Here is a 15,620-nt window from a genome sequence, read left to right as displayed (position 1 = left end):
GCTTCAGAAAACAAACGCCGCACCTCGCGGCGTTTTTTATGTTCAGGATGAAGGGGCAGAAAATTGTCTCCCTGAATTTTCTGCACTTCCACCCTCCCTGGCAGGCGTATGCCGTGGGCGCAGGGTAAAGCCAGATTTATCAGGCGTGAAACGCCGCCTGGCTGCACGACCAGCCACGGATGGCTGGGCTGGGGGACGATCATCAGGGACGTGTATTAATGCTCTGCCAGTAAACGGCGATGTTCAGTCCAATGATTGTCACATCAGTTGGCCATTTCACGTTGCTGGTTTAACCAAGGGGATTTGTAACTGCGCCAGCACCCTTTATTGCCAAGTGTAACAAGCCGTTAACAGGCCCATTTTTCACCGCGCAAAACGTCGCGATAAACGCAAAGCTATGGCGTCCTCACAGCGTATCACTACGCTTGCACGCAACCACCTCAGGTAATAACAGTCATAACGAGTATTCCATGAACCTGACCCGAAACAGTGTAAAAAACCCGGCCGCCGTATTGGTGATCACGGCCCTGCTGTTTGTATTTGGCGTGCTGGCCATGTTCAAACTGCCCATCCAGTTGATCCCGGATATTGAGCAACCACAGATCAATATCGGCTCCGGATGGCGCAATGCCGCCCCCGAAGAAGTGGAAGCCGTCATCATCGAACCCTTGGAAAACGCAGTGCGCAATACTCCGGGGGTGCTGGAAACCACCACCAATATCCAGCGAGGCTTTGGCAATATCACCCTGACTTATGAAGTGGGCACCGATATGCAGGCCGCCATGCTGGATGTCATCAATCGGCTTAATCAGGCGCCTCCCCTGCCGTTGGACGCCTTCGACCCGGTGATTACTGCAGGCGGCGGTGGTGGTGGCGGAGTGGCGTCGGCGGCATCCCTGTTGGTGCGAACCACCGATGACAACGACGCCGGTGATATCTCCTTGTACCAGGATGTGATTGAAGATGTGATACAGCCGCGTCTGGCCCGCATTCCGGGTGTCGCCCAGGTCAACCTGAACAGCCAGCGCCCCCGTGAAGTGCGCATCAACTTCGACCCATACAAAGCCGCTGCCTTCGGCATTCCCATCAGCGACATCAGTCGTGCGGTGGCCAGAGCCACGGATGCGTCAGGGGGCTTTGCCGATGTGGGCCGTCGTCAGTATACGGTGCGTTTTGCCGGCCAGTACGAAGTTCAGGACATGGGCAATATGATCGTCTCCTACAGCGGTGACAGACCTGTTTACTTAAGTGATATCGCCCGTATCGAAGACACCCTGGTGGACAGATTCGGTTTTACCCTGCGTAACGGGGCCCCGGCTTACTACATTACGGTAGACCGCACCAACGGCGCTAACTCTGTGGCCCTGCTGGACGAACTCAAGGTCGCCCTGAATGAGCTGAATACCGGGCCGTTGGCCGAGAAGGGCCTGCAAATCGATTTGAGTTTTGACTCCTCATTACATATCCGTAACGCCCTGGATCTGGTAAAGAGCAACCTGGGCCTGGGAGTATTGCTGGCGCTGGGCATTTTATGGCTGTTCCTGCGCGGCTGGCGGGCCACCCTGATTATCGCCCTGACCATCCCTTTTTCCATTATGGTGGCCTTCCTGGCGCTGGGGCTGCTTAACCGTTCACTGAATGTGATCTCCCTGGCCGGTATCGCCTTTGCGGTGGGACTGGTACTGGATGCCGCCATCATAGTGCAGGAAAACATCGTCAGGCTTAAAAGTGAGGGCCTGGACAGCAGGAAAGCCGTGCTCAAAGGAGCTTCACAGGTCACCGGCGCCCTGTTCGCCTCCACGGCCACCAGTGTGGCCATCTTCCTACCCATCCTCTTTATGGAAGGCATCGAAGGCCAGTTGTTTTCCGATCTGGCCCTGACCCTGTCCATTTCTGTGGTTGCCTCCATGGTGGCCGCCATCAGCATATTGCCCCTGGCCAGCCGTTATCTGCTTGAACACCAGGGCAATGAGGACCCGCTGGCGGCCTACTGGCAGAAACTCACTTCTCTGGTCATGCGCCTGACCGACAGCCAGTCAAAGCGCCTCGGATGGATTGGCGGACTGCTCGGGGCCTCGGTACTGGTCAGCCTGGTGCTCTTGCCCAAGACCGACTTTATGCCACGGGCCCCCATCGACGGCTTTTACTACGCCTTCAATATGCCCCCGGGTGGCAATGTGGACTTTATCGAACAGGAAGTGGCCGAACGAATCAAGACCCGTCTGGCGCCCTTTATGGACGGCAGCCGGGAGCCCGGCGTGAGAAGCTACAACTTTTACACCTTCGGTCCCAATGCCAGTGGCGGCTTTGTCTACTCTGCCGATCCAACCCGGGTTGACGAACTGATGGACCTGGTGCGAAACGAGGTTCTCAGCGGACTGCCCGACACCCAGGTATTTCTGTTCCGCGGCTCCATGATCAACGTGGCCGGCGGTGGCAATGGTCGCAGCATTAACATCGATATCCAGGGGCCGGACATCGATCCTCTGATGGCCGCTGCCCTGCAGGGCCTGACCGCAATCAACCAGCATCTGCCCGATGTCAGCGCCCAGCCGGTGCCGGGTCTGTCCCTGGCAGAGCCGGAACTGCGCCTGATCCCCGATGACAGACGCATCACCCAGGCGGGCATGGATCGGGGCGATGTGGCCAGCATTGTCCGGGCCCTGGCCGGTGGCTTGTTCGTGTCTGAGTACTTCGACGGCAATGACCGGATGAATGTCATATTAAGGGCGGAAAAATGGCAAAACCCCGATCAGCTCGGCGCCATGCCCGTCTATACCCCCCTTGCCGGCCTGCAGACGCTGGGCGAACTGGCCCAGGTCACCCGTACGGTGGGACCCAGTCAGCTTCGCCGGGTCAACGGCAAGCGTACCCTCAGCCTGATCCTCAATCCGCCGGAAAACCTGTCCCTGGAAGAAGCCATGGCCAGCCTGGAACAAAACGTTCTGCCGGTCATCCGTCAGGCCCTGCCGGTTGAGGCCAGCGTCCAGGTCAGCGGCAATGCCAACAGGATGAAGCAAGCCATCGCAGAGATGGGCGCCAATTTCGCCCTGGCCATCCTCATCCTGTTCCTGCTGATGACGGCTCTGTTCAAATCAGCCCGTGACAGCCTGTTGGTGCTGACAGTGATGCCTATGGCGGTGGCAGGGGGTGTGCTGAGTTTGTGGTTGCTGAATCTGTTTACCTTCCAGTCGCTGGATCTGCTGACCATGATCGGCTTTATCATCCTGTTGGGCCTGGTAGTCAACAATGCCATTTTGCTGGTGGATCAGACCCGTAGTGCGCAAAAAGAAGGCATGCAGACCTGTGACGCAGTAGCCCAGGCCGTCAGAATCCGCGCCCGTCCCGTTTATATGAGCACCCTGACCAGTTTATTCGGCATGCTGCCGCTGATGCTGATGCCAGGGGTCGGCTCAGAAATCTACCGGGGCCTGGCCACCGTCATCGTCGGCGGTATGGCCATCAGCGCCCTCTTTACCCTGGTTCTGCTGCCGGCGCTGCTGCGATTAGGCGAAATGGCCGCACAGACCCGACAAACCGAATCCCTGACAATTTCCGACTCTTTGGAGCAAGCATGAAATCCCAATCCCTGTTACTGATCCCTGCCCTTATGATAAGCAGCCAACTGTGGGCTGCCGAGCCGCCAGCCAGTCCGGTTACCGTAGAGTCTGTGAAACAGACGGCCTTTACCCCCACGGTGGATCTGGTCGGCAGCATCTACAGCCAGCATAATGTCAAGCTCACCGCCGGGGTGGCCGGTCGTCTGGATTGGGTGGCGGAACCCGGCACCTTCCTGCAAAAAGGCGAAGCGGTGGCCAAGCTCGATCAGTTGCCATTGAAGCTTCAACAGGCCGAACAGCAGGCGCAGCTCAAGCGGGCCGATATCAATGTCAAGTACCTTCAGCGTGAACTGGCCAGACTAAAGGAGTTACGCCAGACCAACAGCGCCTCGGCGTTCCAGTTGGATCAGACCCAGTCCCAGTACGACCTGGCCCTGGCCGATATGGAAATCGCTCGTGTCAAACTGCAGCAGCTTGACGACCAACTGAGCCGCACCCATCTGCTGGCGCCTTTCGATGGCGTGGTTACCGAACGACTGCGCGAGGCAGGCGGCGAGGTGAACCGCGGTGAACTGCTTGCCAGCATGCTGGATACAGAGAACCTCGAAGCCCGGCTCTATGTACCGGTCAAGTACCTGCCCTTTATCAAACAAGGCAAGGAAGTGCTGCTGAAATCCGCCGGGCAGCAATTACAGGCTCAGGTAAAAGCCATTATTCCGGCGGCCGATATGCGCAGCCAGTCCTTTGAATTGCGGGTCAGCCTGCCAAGAGACATCAACCAGTATTGGACGGCGGGCCAGCTGATTACCGCCAGTTTGCCGGTTCAGCCGCCCAGTCAGGCCCTGACCGTACACCGGGACGCCTTGATTCTGCGTCGTGACGGCACTTATGTGGTGGTCATCGACGAGCAAAACAAAGCCCATCGCGAGCCAGTGATAGTGGGCGAAGGTCATCAGGAATGGGTCAGCATCAAGCAAAGTAACCTCAAACCCGGTGACCGGGTGGCCGTACGCGGGGCCGAACGCCTCCAGGAGGGCCAGGAGGTCGCCATCACCAACAGCTAGGAGCACAAAAGCCGGTGGCCGCCATCCTTGGCCCACTGGCAAGCCAATGAGTTTAGGTTAAGCTTTGCATAACGACAGCGGGCTGACAGGGAGTGTATGAAGAAGGCGGTAAAATGGTCGGGGATCCTGCTGGCGCTGCTGTGTATTTTAACCCTGCTGCTGTGGTGGGGTCGTCATCCTGTGACGATCTGGTTGAGCGGATTTTTCCTTTCTCCTTATCAGGCCAGTCTGACCTGTCTGGATTATGAACTCGGCACATGGCGGCACATCAAGATCAACAGGCTATGCCTGCAATCCCCGCAGTTTTCGGTAAACCTCAGACAGGCCCTGTGGCAGCCTTTTGATAATCAGTTGCAAATCGACGCTGTCAATGTTCAACACCACCTCACCGAATCCGATGAAAAAACCACCGGGCCCGTCGACTGGCAGATACCGCCCCTGCCCGACACCCGGGTTAAGTCCCTGCACATTCAAAGTCCCTGGCTGCGCCGGCCCCTTGAGTTTGAGCTGGGCTACAGCCAGCACCACCTGACACTGTCGGGCCCCTGGCAGGCCAACCTTGAACTGAATCAGCAGAGCATCAGTGCGGATTTGCGCTGGTCGCTGGCCGATCTGTCCGCTTACCTGTCGTTGCCGGATGCCCTGGGACAGGACCTGCTCAACAGCCGGATAGACAGCCGGTTGCACTTCGATGGCGGGGTTTTTAACTCCAGCCATCAGTTGGCCCTGAACGGCCCGCTGGGGCTGCCTTTGCCCGGTTGGGACCCTCCCTGCACTGTCGCTCTTCAGGCCACCGGCCGGGCAGCGCTGAGCCTGTCGCTCAGGGATCTCGGCGGTGAGCTGGATCTGTCCGGGTTACCCCTGGTACTGGATCTGGCCGCCTGCCCCCTGCCCTGGCCAGCGATGGCCGGGTATCAGCCACAGCGGCTCAGCATTACCCTGCCTGCGCCGGTGGTGTTCAATACCCAGGAAGCCCGTCTGGGCGAGGTACAAGTGCGCACTGAAAAGCCCCTGGATATGTCACTCGACCTGCAGGATTTGCTTGTCAGCTTCACCGGCAAACTGACCGGGCAATACCAGTTGCAGGCCAGCTATCAGGACTGGCAGGCTCAGGGTAAAGGGGGCTTGCTGTGGAACGAACAGGCCTGGCGGATCAGCGCCGATCAGGCAAAACTCAGTCTGGCCCGTCTGCAGACCGCACAGCTAAACCTCAGCCAACTGGAGGTACCGCTGCAGTTTACCCTGGACAGCCAGTCGGGTCTTAACGCCACCCTGAATCCCAGCCTGGAGAACATCAGCGCTGAGCCGGGCAAGGCTCAGAACCTCAGCGGCAAACTGGTGGTGACATCCAGCGATATGCGGCAGTGGATCGGTGATCTGCAATTCACTGCACAGCACATCACCGGCCAGTCCTTGCAGTTGATCAAGCTCAAACACCAGAGCCGGCTGGTCTACCAGCAACAGAAACTGGGCCTGGAAGGCAGCTCGGAGATAGGCTCGGCCAGCTACCAGGCGTTTGACCTGGGCAGCGTACAGGCTTCTCATCGGGGCAATATCATCACAGCACCACAGATCACACCTAAGCTGACTCATCAGATCAGCCTGGGAGCGGGGATCCAGGCACAGGCAAATCAGGAGACACAGCATGTTTCGGTCAGTATTCCGGATCAGCCGGTAACGGCACTGCAGGGCCTGGCCAGCCGCCGGCTCGACGGGCTGGAGCTGACAGACGGTCGCTGGCAGGCAGAACTGGATTACCAGTTCAGCGATGCCAGCCTTAGCGGCAAGGCCCGTATAGAACGTCTCGATCTGAGTTATCAGAACTACCAGTTTGAGGATCTGTCCCTGGCACCGGATTTTACCTTCAGTTCAGGCCGGCTTCAGCTCAGGCCCACTAGAGTCACTCTGAACAAGGCGGATATCGGCCTCCCCCTGACCGACATTCATGCACAACTGCAAAGTCGCGAGGAAACACTGGAGCTTACTGATATTGAAGGTAAAGTATTAGGCGGTACGTTTTCCCTGCCTCAGTTAACACTGAATGATCAACCCCAGCAAATGGAACTGACCATGACAGGCTTACAGGCCGACAAACTGGCGTCCCTGCAGCAACAATCCGGCATACAGTTACAGGGCGAACTCAATGCGGTACTGCCCATTCATCTGGACAAGCAGGGAATGGCCATTAAACAGGGGCGTCTGACCAATGCCGGTCCGGGCAAGCTGCGGATCACCGACAGCCAGGCCTTTGACAGCCTGCTGGCCAGCCAGCCCAATTTGGCGCCCATGCTGTCGGTGCTGAAGAATCTGAATATCAACAGCCTGGACAGCCGGGTTTCCCTGCAACCGGATGGCTGGTTATCCCTGGACATGGCCATTAAGGGCCGCAATCCCGACAAACAACAGGATGTGAACTTCAACTATACCCATGAAGAGAATATTTTTACCCTGCTGCGGGCGCTGCGCCTGGGCGAGGAAGTGCAACAGAAAGTGGAACAAAGCATAAAGGAGAACACCAGGTGAAGATACTTGTTACGACACTGGCCTGCCTATTACTCGCAGCCTGCACCCATAAGGTCCAGGTGGAGAGTAAGGAGCCCATCACCATCAATCTGAACGTTAAGGTGGATCATGAAATCCGCGTCAAGGTGGATAAGGAACTCGAAGAATTGTTCAGCGAAGACAGCGAACTGTTTTAACCGGCATCCGTTTTAAGGAGAGACTCCATGAAAATCAAACTATTTATCGCCACGCTAATGTTGCTGGTTTCAAGCGTCGCCAGCGCCATTGAACTGGATGAAGCCAAGGACAAGGGCTATGTGGGTGAGCAGACCGACGGTTATCTGGGCATTGTCCAGGCCGCCCCGGAGGTGACAGCGCTGGTCAGGGATGTGAATGACAAACGCCGGGAAAAATACCAGCAACTGGCCAAACAGAACAATATCACCCTGGCCCAGGTGGAAGCGCTGGCGGGCAAGAAAGCGGTGGAAAAAACCCAGCCGGGACACTATGTGCTGCTAAACGGTGACTGGGTTAAAAAATAACCTTAAGCCGTTGATTCATATATTTAATAAACAGAGCCAGTTATACTGGCTCTCACTATTTCCCGTAGGTATTTAACATGTTCGAATGGATAGCCAGTCCCGAAGCCTGGATTGCCCTGGGCACCCTGATGGCCCTGGAAATTGTGCTGGGCATCGACAACATCATCTTTATTTCCATCCTGGTGGGCCGCCTTCCACCTGAACAAAGGGAAAAAGCCCGCAAACTGGGCATTGCCCTGGCCATGCTGACCCGTCTGGCGCTACTGTTCTCCATTACCTGGGTGATGGGTCTGGTGGAGCCCTGGTTCAGCATTCTGGGTGAGGAGATTTCCGGCCGGGACGTGATTCTGATTCTCGGCGGTCTGTTCCTGTTGGCCAAATCGACCCATGAGATCCACAACAGCCTCGAAGGCGAGGAAGAATCAGGCGGCAGCAGCAAAGTGGCCGGTTTCGGTGCCGTACTGGTGCAGATTGCCGTGCTGGATCTGGTGTTCTCGCTGGATTCTGTGATTACCGCCGTGGGGCTGGTGTCCCATCTGTCCATTATGGTGATTGCCATTGTCGCCTCGGTGGTGGTGATGCTGGTGGCGGCCAAGTCCATCGGCGACTTTGTCGACGCCCATCCCACCATCAAGATGCTGGCGCTGTCCTTTTTGATCATGGTGGGCTTTACCCTGGTCATCGAGGGCTTCGATGTGCACGTACCCAAAGGTTATATTTACTTTGCCATGGCGTTTTCAGTGGCGGTGGAGTTTCTCAATATCCGCATACGCAAGAAAAAGGACGCCCAGGCCGTGCAGTTGAAAAAGCCGATAAAACCTTAAGACCAGAAGAAGAACTGAATTCCGATGCAAGAGAAACAAATCCTGATTTTATTGTTGTTGATTGGTTTGTTCGCTGTCACCAAGGCGGGCATTCGGATGTTTGTCAAAAAGGTGGTGGAATCCAAGGAAGCGCCGCCCAAGCGCAAGGCTATTATCAAGCGCTTTATCGGCACTGCGCATCTGCTGTTGTTCCTGTTTGCGGGCCTGATGGTACTGGGTATCGATTACAGCAACCTGATGGTGTTCCTGTCGTCCACCTTCGCCATCCTGGGGGTGGCGCTGGTTGCCCAGTGGTCGATTCTGAGTAATATTACCGCCGGGATCCTGATCTTCTTCAACTTTCCCTACCGGGTCGGCGACCGGATCCTGATCATCAACAAGGACTTTGAAATGCTCGGCAATATCGAGGAGATCAGCACCTTCCACGTACTGATCCGCAAGGACGACGGTCTGCTCATCACCTACCCCAACAGCCTGATTCTGCAGACCCCGGTGATCAAGGTGCCCAATGACTATACGGTGCCCAAACAGGAGCCGGTGACCAAACCCGAACAGCCGGAATCCGACTGATGGAGATCATACTCAAATCGGCTGACCAACTGGCGCTGATGCGCCAGTCCGGGCAGTTGCTGGCGCGGGTCTTTGCCATGCTGGATGACTTTGTCCAGGTGGGCGTTACCACCATGGAAGTCAACGACAAGGTGGAGCAGTTCATCCGCCAGGATCTGCAGTCCCGCCCGGCAAGCCTTGGCCAGTACGACTACCCCTATGTACTGAACTGCTCGGTAAATGAGGTAGTCTGTCATGGCATGCCCAAAGCCTCCCAGAAGCTCAGAAGCGGCGATATCTGCAACCTGGATATCACCCTGGAGAAAAACGGCTATGTGGCCGATTCCAGCAAGATGTATATGCTTGGCGAGGTCAAGCCCCTGGCCAGGAAGCTGGTGCAAACCACCTATCAGGCTATGTGGGCCGGTATCCGTCAGGTTCGCCCCGGGGCCACACTAGGGGATGTGGGCCATGCCATCCAGAATGTGGCCGAGAAGGCCGGTTATTCGGTGGTGCGGGACTATTGCGGCCACGGCATAGGGGCCCAGATGCACGAGGCGCCGGAAGTCCTGCATTACGGCAAACCTGGCGCGGGCCTGAAGCTGGCGCCGGGTATGACCTTTACCATCGAGCCCATGATCAACCAGGGGGATCATCGCACCAAAACCGGCAAGGACGGCTGGACGGTGTTTACCCGCGACAAGAAACTGTCCGCCCAGTGGGAGCATACGGTGGCGGTCACCGAAACCGGCGTGGAGGTACTGACCCTGCGTGCCGAAGAAGCGCCCATGTTAGGAGAATTGCTCAATGCTGGATAACCGACTGCCGCTGGGCGTGCTGCCCACCCCACTGGAGCCTTTAAAGCGTCTGAGCCAGGTCCTGGGCGGCCCGCAAATCTGGGTGAAGCGGGATGATCTGACCGGGCTTGCCCTGGGCGGCAACAAGACCCGAAAACTGGAATATATCCTCCATCATGCCCTGGCCCAGGGGGCCGATTGTATTATCAGTGCCGGCGCCATACAGTCCAATCACTGCCGCCAGACCGCGGCCGCGGCGGCGCGCCTGGGCCTGGAGTGCCACCTGGTGCTGGGGGGCAACGAGCCGGATGAGGTCAACGGCAACCTCTTGCTGGACAAGCTGCTGGGCGCCCAGATCCACTGGGCCGGGGAAAAACGCAAGGGGGAGGATATTCCCGAACTGGCTGCCAGGCTTAAACAGCAGGGCAAGAAGCCCTATGTCGTGCCGTATGGCGGCTCCAATCTTCACGGCGCCCTGGGATATGCCAACGCTGTGCTGGAGCTGGCCAAACAAACCGAGCAACGCTTCGACCACATGGTCTTTGCCTCGGCCTCCGGCGGTACCCATGCGGGGATCCTGGCCGGCACCCGGCTGGTGGGCATGGACGCGCAGATACTGGGTATCCGCATCGATAAAACCGAAGGGCCGCAGGGCTTTGCCGGTACTGTGCTGGAGCTGGCTAACCTGACCGCAGACGAATTGGGCGTAGAGGCCTTCGACGCCGGCCATGTATTGCTTAACGCCGACTATCTGGGCGGCGGTTATGCGGTGATAGGCGAGCCCGAACGGGAGGCCATTGAGCTGTTGGCCAAAACCGAAGGGATCTTGCTGGACCCTGTGTATACGGGCCGGGCCATGGCCGGCTTGATTGATCTGGTGCGCAAGGGATATTTCAGTAAGGATGATCAGGTACTGTTCTGGCATACAGGCGGGGCGCCGGCGCTGTTTGCTTACGCTGATAAGCTATAGCCCTGGGCTGCCCCACCCGCGGGGCACTGTCGTCCTGCACTTGCTTCAGGTCCCCTGTCCTACTGCCCTGGATTAACAATGCAAGTATTCACCACTGAGGGTATGAAGACGAGTAAGCCCAGCATGGCAAAGCACTGCTCCAGGACCAGCAGGTGTTCATAACAATCATGGATAAGCGCCCGGGCCACATACAGTAGACCATTATCTGCCTCTTCATGGCCCAGTTTCTTCATTTCCCTCTCCCAGTAATGGACTGCACTGCAGGCTTCCAATTCCACCAGGCCAGCAGGCAGATTGGCCATTTCCTTTAACAGCTTAGTGCGGGTCACACTCTTGTGGACGAGCGGCTTGCCATGGCGGTCTTCGCCGTGGATACTGAAACTCAGCTTGGCTAAATCAATGCCATAGAAATAGTTGAAATCTGACATGGACGGTTCTCCTCAATGGTTGCCACTTAAAGCTTGGCAGAGCCCCGGTAAAGGGGGAGTCCATATCATTCGTTAGGCGTCACTATGAACCGAATCGCACGAAAAGGGAGCGCTCTCGTCTGCGTCGGCGTAGCACTTCCATTGTTGACGGCCGCGTTGCTACCGCTTCTCATAATACCAGCACATTCAGAGGACTATGGAGAAGGGCTGCTCTTTATCGGGCTGTTCGTTATAAGTCTTTTTGGTGGATTAGCTCTATGTGGCATTGGAGCGGCTACGCTTATCCTTAACCTTAGCAGCGATGGCTCTGCGCGCACGATGATTTCGAAGGTAGCCGCAGCGTTAGGTGCTATTTCTTTCCTGGCGTTCCTTGGTTATGTCTGCTTCTTCTTCACTGCGTGACGGAATCGCTGTCGTGCAAGCAAAACGAGACGGACCGTGAAGCCTAACAAGTGACTGTGGGTAAAAGTCAATAAATTAAGCCAGGTATTCATGCCATGTCTCCTCGTTTTTCAGCATGGTATTTAAAATCACTATCAGTTTCCGAAGGCAGGCAATCAGTGCCACTTTGGGGAGCTTCCCTGCAGCCTTCAGGCGCTCGTATTAGCCTTCGAAAAAGGGGTCGAAGTTAATTAAGCATGCATCAGCGCTTATGGGCCAATTTGTGGGTGTTATCAATCTGTACCCAGACAGACCAGCTATCAGTCTTTTAGATAAACAGCGATATCGGCTTTTTTGGCGGCTTTAGGCAGGTTTTTATCCAGAGTGGCCAGGGGCAGGCCTTTGCGAATGGCTAATTCCAGATAGGCGGCATCATAACTGCTTAGTTTGTAGGCTCTGGATAGTGCCAGCGTGCGATTAAATACCTGGCTTGCTGTTTGAGGATCTATGTATAACGGCAGATATTAGAGTAGGGAAATAAAACGCTCTACTTCACCGGTTAGTGCTCATTTTCGCGCCTCTTTCCTGAGCTCATTGAGCTCTTCGTCAGATACCTTATGTTTCCTGGCTTTAAGGATATTGGCAATGGCGGTTTCTGTCTTTAATCGTTCACTGGAGCGGCTGGGCACCAGATCTGCCACAGGCTTACTCCTGTTGGTGATAGTAAAGGTATCCCCAGACTCTATTCTCCGAAGAATTTCAGGTAGTTTGTTTTTGGCCTCATAAGCGCCTATCTCTTTATGCATTGCTCTCCCCTGCATTCAGCACATAGACCAGCATACTGGTCGAGTGGCTATTCACAAGTGAACAGCCCAATAAAAGTGGCTGAACCTTAGCCCACGGCAAAACCTCCACCAGGACGAGGTCGAGTCTTGCAAAGTGCGTTGACGATATAGTCAAATAGCCAACTTTGAAACTCACCAAGCAGAACTGAAAAATCTCGCTTTATAAAACAGGAAATGGTGCAAATGGACTTCAATTCTAAAGCGTTACTTTTAACTGCCTTACTGTTTTCCCAGAGCCTATGGGCCTCTGACGAACACATAAAAATTACACCCGGTCTTTATGAAGGGGTGGTCACTTCCGGCTTCAAATACCGGTTGTTGGAGATCAAAGAAGACGGGCAGCATCGGCTGTTCAATATGAATATGTTCAATGCCTTTACCAGCGGGCAAGTGTTTCGATTCAGTGATCAGGATATCACCTGTACTCGCACTGAATGCACTATCCATATCCTGTCTGCAGAGAGTGGGGAAATCACTCGTTTGGTTTTATCTCCCTATCTGGATGACTCATTCAAGGTGCTGGAAATTTTTGCAGAGGCCGAAGGAGATGCCTCTATCTCAGAGACCTATCAGCTCGATTTTAAAAAAAAGCAATCCACTATCCGCGACTTTATGGGGCATTACCGGGATTCGATAAAAACCTTGGCGGAGGAGCCGCAGGAAGGGATGTATGGTTTCTGGATTGGCGTACTGCAAATGGATGAACTAAAAGGACTGCTGACCTTTGAGTTCCACCCGGATAAAAAGTCGCATTTTACCTACTTTATCAATGGTCGCGGGATCACCAACCAGACCGCGTTTTTGCCAGACAAGGTGAACGTTAAAGAGGGTGTGGTGGAAATTCAAACAGAGCACCCGACTTTTGCCAACAGGTTGATAGTGAATCAGATGCACGGCGATAACTTGAATGGTTACTTCTACTCCGTCTACAAAGGTAAGACCTTGCAAACCGGCACGTTTACCTTGGTCCGTGTTAGGTTGCCAAAAGAGGGAAAATAAATCGAAAAGGGGTCGTGTCGAAAAGGGATCGTAATTAAGCCGGCTAACAGGCCGATAAAATTATTGTAAGCAACCCTTTTCACCATCAATACTCATGGAGTCCGATTCCCTATTGAGTTTATGGAGACTAGCCATTGGCCACACACAAAATATTCACCACGCCATTTGCCAAGGTCTATCCGTTTTATGTGCAGAAGGCGGAAAAGAAAAACCGCACCAAGGAAGAGGTTGATCAAATTATCTGCTGGCTGACGGGCTATGACCGGGCCGGTTTGCAGCAGCAGATCGACAGTGAACACGACTTCGACACTTTCTTTGCCCTGGCCCCGGCCTTTCACCCCAACAGTGCTCAGATAAAAGGCGTGGTCTGCGGGGTTCGGGTTGAAGAGGTCCAAGACCCACTGATGCAGAAAATACGCTACCTGGACAAGCTGATCGATGAGCTGGCCAAAGGCAAAGCCATGGAGAAGATTCTTCGCGCCTGAGCTAGCCGGCAAATCCCTCAAACCGCTCAGCCAGTCTCCCCTCCTCCAGCCAGCAGACCTGTTCAGTGACAAAGATATTGGCCTGGGGGGTAATCTTCGGCATGTCATTGAGTGAACCGGCAGGCACGACCAAAGCGGTGTTGCGCTTGTTGATATAAGGCAGGGCCGAACCGCAGGATTTGCAAAAAGCGTGAGAGAAATCTCTGGAAGGATGTCGGTAGGTAGTGAGGCGGTCCCTCCCTTGCGTCCATTCGATATTGCCCATATCGGTAAACAAATTGGCAGCAAAGGCACTGCCGGTGAGCTGCTGGCACTGTTTGCAATGGCACAGGTGAAAGTTCCTGAAATTGTCCCTGAGGGTAAATCTGACCTGCCCGCACAGGCACTGGCCGGTAAGTGTGTTTTCCATGGCTTATATCTTCCCAATTACAAATTTTACAAGATCCGGACGCTCATCTGCGCAAGGTGTAGCACCGGGTGTTAGCTGCCGATTGTGTGAGCGCTTTTACGGTCAGACTATACATCCGACAGCCTATAAAGTTTCCGCGAAGGCCAACCCGGCTGTGCCTTTCATCTTCTTTATTTGGCTCAATACCAACCAGCATTCGATCTTTTTATTACCACGAAGGTCACGAAGAGCACGAAGTGGTTACAGCGGAGGATGTTGTGTTTCTTCGTGTTCTTCGTGCCCTTAGTGGTGAAATCTGATCTTAGTCGTCCACTGAAGTGGACCCTACCTGGAGATCAGAGCTGACGCACCCAACCTGAGATCAGCACCGAACCGCCCTTTTCTTCGCCGGCTGTGACTTCCAGCACGCAGGGCGTGCCCATATCGAAGCCCTGACGGTACTCAATACTGGCCGTGCCGTTTTTAAAGTCAAGCTTGCCCAAATCGCGCAGGTACCCGGTGACCGCCGCGGCGGCCGCACCGGTGGCCGGGTCCTCGTAGACGCCGCCAAAGGCAAAAGCATTGCGGATATGGATAAGCCCGGCCGACTCCCGGTAAAGCAAGGCCACTGTGACCAGTTTGTCCTGTTGCATGGCGACCTTGGCTTTTTCGAAGTCATAAGCCATCTGCGCCAGCTTCTGCCTGGAGTTAAGAGCGATAACCAGATGATCATTACCGCCGTTGCCGATGGCCATGGGGATGGCGTCGTTCAGATCCTCCGCATACAGGCCGAACAACGCCTGATAGCGGGCCTTCTGATCACTGGGCAGGGCGCGGCTGTGGGTGGAGGGGGAGCTCAGGGTAACTTTACCCTCGTTGTCTGTTGCCACCTGGATCCGGGCATGATTCAGGGCCAGGGCATATTCACCTGCGCCAAACTGTTCAAATAGCGCAAAACCCAGCGCCAGGGTGGCATGCCCGCAAAAATCCACTTCGCTGTCAGGCGAAAAATACCTTACCCGAAAGCCTCCTTCTGTACGTTTTGCAAAGACCGTCTCGGAAAAGCCAACCTCGGCGGCGATGCGCATCATTACTTCATCTGCAGGGAACTCTTCCACCAGGGCCACCCCGGCCGGATTCCCGCCTTCGCCCTGATAGGAAAAGGCCGCATACTTCCTGATCTCCAACTCACTCATACTGTTCTCCGCTCAGATAGTTGTCTGAGCGAAATTATCGGCAGGTTCGAAACGGCTGACAAACAATAAAATCCGCCGTTTCAGATAAGT

General features: G+C 55.3%; 16 protein-coding genes and 1 pseudogene. 11 read left to right on the top strand and 6 right to left on the bottom strand.

Annotated features, from left to right (window positions below; genetic code table 11):
• The first annotated feature begins 470 nt into the window (after positions 1-470).
• From J0A66_RS17205 to J0A66_RS17165, 9 genes are all read left to right on the top strand, one after another.
• A complete protein-coding gene (locus tag J0A66_RS17205) occupies positions 471-3,578 on the top strand; it encodes an efflux RND transporter permease subunit (RefSeq protein WP_206575085.1) in 3,108 nt (1,035 codons plus the stop codon).
• Positions 3,575-4,624, top strand: a complete 1,050-nt coding sequence (locus J0A66_RS17200) for an efflux RND transporter periplasmic adaptor subunit (protein WP_206575084.1) — start codon at positions 3,575-3,577, stop codon at positions 4,622-4,624. Before J0A66_RS17205 ends, J0A66_RS17200 begins: the two co-directional genes overlap by 4 nt.
• A gap of 96 nt (positions 4,625-4,720) precedes the next feature.
• Positions 4,721-7,147 carry an intermembrane phospholipid transport YdbH family protein gene (locus tag J0A66_RS17195; RefSeq protein WP_206575083.1) on the top strand — a complete coding sequence of 809 codons (2,427 nt, stop codon included), beginning with the start codon at positions 4,721-4,723 and terminating at the stop codon, positions 7,145-7,147.
• Positions 7,144-7,323, top strand: coding sequence for a YnbE family lipoprotein (locus J0A66_RS17190; protein ID WP_206575082.1), 180 nt, complete (start codon positions 7,144-7,146; stop codon positions 7,321-7,323). The genes J0A66_RS17195 and J0A66_RS17190 overlap by 4 nt, the downstream gene beginning before the upstream one ends.
• A gap of 27 nt (positions 7,324-7,350) precedes the next feature.
• On the top strand, positions 7,351-7,668 hold the full coding sequence (locus J0A66_RS17185) for a YdbL family probable chaperone protein (protein ID WP_206575081.1): 318 nt from the start codon (positions 7,351-7,353) through the stop codon (positions 7,666-7,668).
• A gap of 77 nt (positions 7,669-7,745) precedes the next feature.
• On the top strand, positions 7,746-8,492 hold the full coding sequence (locus tag J0A66_RS17180; protein WP_206575080.1) for a TerC family protein: 747 nt from the start codon (positions 7,746-7,748) through the stop codon (positions 8,490-8,492).
• 24 nt (positions 8,493-8,516) lie between these two features.
• Positions 8,517-9,062: a mechanosensitive ion channel domain-containing protein gene (locus J0A66_RS17175; RefSeq protein WP_241264269.1), complete on the top strand. Its 546-nt coding sequence runs from the start codon at positions 8,517-8,519 to the stop codon at positions 9,060-9,062.
• Entirely contained in the window at positions 9,062-9,859 is a 798-nt protein-coding gene (gene map / locus J0A66_RS17170; RefSeq protein WP_206575079.1) for a type I methionyl aminopeptidase, read from the top strand. The genes J0A66_RS17175 and map overlap by 1 nt, the downstream gene beginning before the upstream one ends.
• Complete coding sequence (locus J0A66_RS17165) at positions 9,849-10,808, top strand: D-cysteine desulfhydrase family protein (protein ID WP_206575078.1); 960 nt, start codon at positions 9,849-9,851, stop codon at positions 10,806-10,808. Before map ends, J0A66_RS17165 begins: the two co-directional genes overlap by 11 nt.
• Before the next feature lie 59 nt (positions 10,809-10,867).
• Here J0A66_RS17165 and J0A66_RS17160 read toward each other — a convergent pair whose 3' ends face one another.
• The 4 genes and pseudogenes from J0A66_RS17160 to J0A66_RS17150 all read right to left on the bottom strand — a co-directional run bounded on the left by J0A66_RS17160 (position 10,868) and on the right by J0A66_RS17150 (position 12,423).
• Positions 10,868-11,236: a hypothetical protein gene (locus J0A66_RS17160; RefSeq protein WP_206575077.1), complete on the bottom strand. Its 369-nt coding sequence runs from the start codon at positions 11,234-11,236 to the stop codon at positions 10,868-10,870.
• Positions 11,237-11,713: 477 nt separating this feature from the next.
• Positions 11,714-11,839: pseudogene (locus tag J0A66_RS17155) on the bottom strand (IS110 family transposase); the annotation flags it as partial.
• Between the two features lie 98 nt (positions 11,840-11,937).
• A complete protein-coding gene (locus J0A66_RS23835; RefSeq protein ID WP_369127386.1) occupies positions 11,938-12,126 on the bottom strand; it encodes a type II toxin-antitoxin system VapC family toxin in 189 nt (62 codons plus the stop codon).
• A 57-nt stretch (positions 12,127-12,183) separates the two neighbouring features.
• Positions 12,184-12,423, bottom strand: coding sequence for a type II toxin-antitoxin system Phd/YefM family antitoxin (locus J0A66_RS17150; RefSeq protein ID WP_206575076.1), 240 nt, complete (start codon positions 12,421-12,423; stop codon positions 12,184-12,186).
• A gap of 222 nt (positions 12,424-12,645) precedes the next feature.
• On the opposite strand from J0A66_RS17150, the gene J0A66_RS17145 reads away from it, so the two are divergent.
• The gene (locus J0A66_RS17145; protein WP_206575075.1) at positions 12,646-13,461 is read left to right on the top strand and encodes a methionine sulfoxide reductase; all 816 of its coding nucleotides are present in this window, start codon (positions 12,646-12,648) and stop codon (positions 13,459-13,461) included.
• A 134-nt stretch (positions 13,462-13,595) separates the two neighbouring features.
• Positions 13,596-13,946: a DUF2200 domain-containing protein gene (locus J0A66_RS17140; RefSeq protein ID WP_206575074.1), complete on the top strand. Its 351-nt coding sequence runs from the start codon at positions 13,596-13,598 to the stop codon at positions 13,944-13,946.
• A 1-nt stretch (position 13,947) separates the two neighbouring features.
• Here J0A66_RS17140 and J0A66_RS17135 read toward each other — a convergent pair whose 3' ends face one another.
• Positions 13,948-14,355 (bottom strand): GFA family protein, encoded by a 408-nt coding sequence (locus J0A66_RS17135; RefSeq protein WP_206575073.1) that lies wholly within the window; start codon positions 14,353-14,355, stop codon positions 13,948-13,950.
• A gap of 335 nt (positions 14,356-14,690) precedes the next feature.
• Complete coding sequence (locus J0A66_RS17130) at positions 14,691-15,530, bottom strand: PhzF family phenazine biosynthesis protein (protein ID WP_206575072.1); 840 nt, start codon at positions 15,528-15,530, stop codon at positions 14,691-14,693.
• Positions 15,531-15,620: the final 90 nt, after the last annotated feature.

Source organism: Bowmanella dokdonensis, assembly GCF_017254865.1.
GTDB lineage: Bacteria > Pseudomonadota > Gammaproteobacteria > Enterobacterales > Alteromonadaceae > Bowmanella > Bowmanella dokdonensis.
The sequence above is the reverse complement of the archived record's forward strand: the minus strand, read 5'-3'. Positions and strand labels throughout refer to the sequence as shown.

What these genes read in the sequence shown, in the direction of transcription:
- J0A66_RS17205 (WP_206575085.1), top strand. Translation starts at nt 471, where the DNA reads ATGAACCTGACCCGAAACAGTGTAAAAAACCCGGCCGCCGTATTGGTG.
- J0A66_RS17145 (WP_206575075.1), top strand. Translation starts at nt 12,646, where the DNA reads ATGGACTTCAATTCTAAAGCGTTACTTTTAACTGCCTTACTGTTTTCC.
- map (WP_206575079.1), top strand. Translation starts at nt 9,062, where the DNA reads ATGGAGATCATACTCAAATCGGCTGACCAACTGGCGCTGATGCGCCAG.
- J0A66_RS17185 (WP_206575081.1), top strand. Translation starts at nt 7,351, where the DNA reads ATGAAAATCAAACTATTTATCGCCACGCTAATGTTGCTGGTTTCAAGC.
- J0A66_RS17180 (WP_206575080.1), top strand. Translation starts at nt 7,746, where the DNA reads ATGTTCGAATGGATAGCCAGTCCCGAAGCCTGGATTGCCCTGGGCACC.
- J0A66_RS17200 (WP_206575084.1), top strand. Translation starts at nt 3,575, where the DNA reads ATGAAATCCCAATCCCTGTTACTGATCCCTGCCCTTATGATAAGCAGC.
- J0A66_RS17135 (WP_206575073.1), bottom strand. Translation starts at nt 14,355, where the DNA reads ATGGAAAACACACTTACCGGCCAGTGCCTGTGCGGGCAGGTCAGATTT.
- J0A66_RS17195 (WP_206575083.1), top strand. Translation starts at nt 4,721, where the DNA reads ATGAAGAAGGCGGTAAAATGGTCGGGGATCCTGCTGGCGCTGCTGTGT.
- J0A66_RS17175 (WP_241264269.1), top strand. Translation starts at nt 8,517, where the DNA reads ATGCAAGAGAAACAAATCCTGATTTTATTGTTGTTGATTGGTTTGTTC.
- J0A66_RS17130 (WP_206575072.1), bottom strand. Translation starts at nt 15,530, where the DNA reads ATGAGTGAGTTGGAGATCAGGAAGTATGCGGCCTTTTCCTATCAGGGC.
- J0A66_RS17150 (WP_206575076.1), bottom strand. Translation starts at nt 12,423, where the DNA reads ATGCATAAAGAGATAGGCGCTTATGAGGCCAAAAACAAACTACCTGAA.
- J0A66_RS17165 (WP_206575078.1), top strand. Translation starts at nt 9,849, where the DNA reads ATGCTGGATAACCGACTGCCGCTGGGCGTGCTGCCCACCCCACTGGAG.
- J0A66_RS17160 (WP_206575077.1), bottom strand. Translation starts at nt 11,236, where the DNA reads ATGTCAGATTTCAACTATTTCTATGGCATTGATTTAGCCAAGCTGAGT.